The 2,826-nt window shown below is 59.7% G+C and carries 2 protein-coding genes; one reads left to right on the top strand and one right to left on the bottom strand.

The annotated features are described in order from the left end of the window. On the bottom strand, positions 1–1,828 hold a 1,828-nt coding region (locus VEK15_18900; protein HXV62775.1), incomplete at its 3' end, for a protein kinase. Positions 1,829–1,963: 135 nt separating this feature from the next. Here VEK15_18900 and VEK15_18895 point away from each other — a divergent pair. Then, the gene (locus VEK15_18895; protein HXV62774.1) at positions 1,964–2,422 is read left to right on the top strand and encodes a hypothetical protein; all 459 of its coding nucleotides are present in this window, start codon (positions 1,964–1,966) and stop codon (positions 2,420–2,422) included. The last annotated feature ends 404 nt before the right edge of the window (positions 2,423–2,826 follow it).

The raw sequence follows: 2,826 nt of genomic DNA, 5'->3' as shown, positions 1-2,826 counted from the left end.
CCCACGTCGCCAAGCGGTCTGAGAGAATCGGCACCCGAAAAATGTTCCGTATCTCGCGGCCCCGGGAGTACGCGAGTGTGGTGCCGTCGGGAGACAACGTCGCGCTCCGGATCGCGAGCCCCGTCGTCAAGGGTCGCGGATCGCCTCTCGGTGCTCCGTCTCCGCTCATCGGCTGCGCCCAGAGGTCCATGCTGCCGTCGCGGTTCGAGACGAAGTACAGGGTCCGGCCGTCCAGCGACCACCTCGGGCTCAAGGCGTTCGTCATCCCATCCGTGACGGCGTAGCTTTCTCCATCTTCGAGCCGCACGACACGGATCTGCGTCACCTGGGCCGTGTAGTTTCGGGCATCGACGTAGGCGAAGAAGCGCTCGTCCGTCGACCACGCCAGGTCGAGTCGACTGTACCCCTCACGTCCCGGCAACGGCACCCGGGTCGCTGCACCAGAGTCCAGGGAGACGATTTCCGCGACTGCGGCACCATCTTCGTACAGGACGCAGGCGAGCCGCGCGGCATCGGGCGACCATTGTGGCGGCGATCCCGTCTGCGGCCCGAGTATCTCCAAGAGTCTCCTCGGCGTTCCCCCGAGCGCCGACACAACAAAGTATCCGCCATCTTCGCGGTCCGACAAGAAGGCGATTTGATCTCCCTTCGGAGACCAGCTGGGCAGACCGTCGAAGCCCGGGTGATTGGTCGTCAGGTTCACCGGCGGTCCCCCGCCCACCTGGATGACCCAGACATCCGAGTTTCCGCTCTGGTCCGACATGTAGGCGAGACGGCCGCCGTCGGGAGACCACGTTGCATACTGCTCGACACCAATCGCGGACGTGAGCTGGCGCGGTCGAACGAGTCTCTTGCGGACGTCGTTCGGTCGAAGAAGGGAGTATCCTGAAAGCGTTACGAGGACGAGAAGAGCGACCCCTCCGAGCATTGGAAGCCATCGAAACCCTTGTCGCGTGGGAGCCGCGATGTTCACGCCGGAATCCATCTCACTCTTACACTCTTCGAGCTCGTTCCGAACATCGAGAGCATTCTGCAGACGCCGTGACCGATCTTTTGCGAGACAGCGTCGCACCATTCGGGATAGCTCGCGAGAAATGCCAGAGCGGATCTCAGATACGGCGGGCGGGACGTCTTTGATGATGGACGAGAGCACCGCCGTCGGGGTGTCTCCTTCGAACGGACGGCGGCCAGTCATCATTTCATAGAAGACAATTCCCAGCGAGAAAACGTCGGAGCGGGCATCGGCGGGTTTTCCCTCGGCCTGCTCCGGCGACATGTAGCTGACGGTGCCGACGATAACTCCCTCGTCGGTCTTTGCCACCGTGGGAACATCGCTCGCTTCGTCCGTTCTCGCGAATCCACCTGTGGGCTTCGCCAGTCCGAAGTCGAGCACCTTCACACGACCGTCGTCGGTGACCATGACGTTATCGGGCTTCAAGTCCCGGTGGGTGATGCCTTCTTGATGGGCGGCAGCGACGGCGTCCGCGAGTGGAATGGCGATGTCGAAGAACTGGCTCAGCGGGAATCCGTTCTTAGGGATGAGATGCGTGAGGGTCTTCCCCTGAACGAGCTGCATCGTAATGAAGTGGATGCCCTCTGCCTCTTCGACCGAGAAGACCTGGACGATGTTGGGATGATCGAGAGCGGCGATGGCTTTGGCTTCCCGCTTGAAACGCTCTCGGCGCTTCTCGCTCACGGTCTCGGGTGGGAGGACCTTGAGGGCGACCTTGCGGTCCAGCTTGGTGTCTTCCGCGAGATATACGTCACCCATTCCGCCCGAGCCGAGCTTGTCCAGGATTCTGTAGTGGGAAAGTGTCCGGCCAATCATGGTTGCCTGCCGGTTCGGCGATTGTAGGCGGGAATCGAGCGCGGTTCAATCAGCCAGAGCTGAAACGCTTCGAACGCCGACGCCATTAAGGGGTGAAGTCGGTTTGAAACGCTCATGCTCGGCGGAGGTCGCGCCATGAAATTCACCGCGTTGGGATTGTGTCTGCTCTTGGTTTTCCAGACCACGGTCTCATTTGGCCAAGAGGCTCAATTTATTTCAAACCTGCCCGACACGCCTACAGCCAAGGTCCTTCGAGAGCGGATTTCGAACATGCACGAGGAGGCGAAATCCTTTCTCACGCCAGCGCGGGTCCAGGAATGGGCATTGCGGAGCCAACTTCAAGAGTTGCCGACAGGAATCGTCATTCGCGTTCAACTACGGGACGATACGGTTGTAACCGGCGTTCTCGAGGAGGTTTCCGCTGAAGGCATATGTCTGACTGATGGACGTCAACTTCGCTTCAGCGAATTACTGATGGCCCAGTCCCAGTACTACAGCGGTTGGAGCATGAAGAAGAAGCTACTGGTCATGGCGGCGTTCGTAGGTGGGCTCTTTCTTCTGGTTTACCTAGGTCTGCGCTACAGCGAAAGCTGAAGGATGGTGTCGTGGGAATCTTGAACCGCGCCCTCGTGTCGAGCCCGTTTCCGCTTTCCTTTGCCCTCTAATCAATAAGACGCAATCGAGCGGTTAAACGCTCCCTCCCTAGTAAAAACCCGATAGCGCACGAATGAAATGCCTTGAAGCCAGGTGCCATTAGAGGATGAACGGGCTGTTGGGCCGAAATTCTCCGCAAGACCGGGAGGGTGCGCCCCGATCAATGCCACGCCCTTTGCCTTGCGCGCAGGGTAGCAAGGAAAGGAAGGAGGTCAACGTGCAACACGCACAGACCGGTTTTCGTGTTTTAGACAGGCCGTCGGACAAACTCGAAGATTGTCACACCCGTGGTACGCACCAGGACCATCTGAAGAGTAAGCGGAAACTAATCGCCCTTCTCGGAG

It is taken from the genome of Vicinamibacteria bacterium (assembly GCA_035620555.1).
In the GTDB taxonomy this organism is placed as follows: Bacteria; Acidobacteriota; Vicinamibacteria; order Marinacidobacterales; family SMYC01; genus DASPGQ01.
This window is presented reverse-complemented; position numbering and strand designations above follow the sequence as displayed.